This is a genomic window from Bacillus sp. 7884-1 (assembly GCF_002272245.1).
GTDB lineage: Bacteria > Bacillota > Bacilli > Bacillales > Cytobacillaceae > Neobacillus.
The window spans coordinates 1-204 of the sequence record NZ_NPDD01000396.1; the positions used below are offsets into that span (position 1 = coordinate 1).

A 204-nucleotide genomic window follows, 5' to 3' on the forward strand; every position below is an offset into this window, starting at 1 on the left:
AAGCCCTTATGGGCATTTATTATTTCGATTTTTGATTTGGCCCCTTGGTCAAGTGGTTAAGACACCTCCCTTTCACGGAGGTAACACGGGTTCGAGTCCCGTAGGGGTCACCAAAGTTTTTTTCGCGATAGCGAAAAATAACTTTCCTTTCTCGTTAGAGAAAATAACTTTCCATCGCGATAGCGAAAATAACATACCATTATA

General features: G+C 41.2%; 1 tRNA gene. It reads left to right on the top strand.

Going from position 1 to position 204, the window contains the following annotated elements:
* Positions 1–38: 38 nt before the first annotated feature.
* Positions 39–113, top strand: a tRNA-Glu gene (locus tag CHI06_RS29300).
* The last annotated feature ends 91 nt before the right edge of the window (positions 114–204 follow it).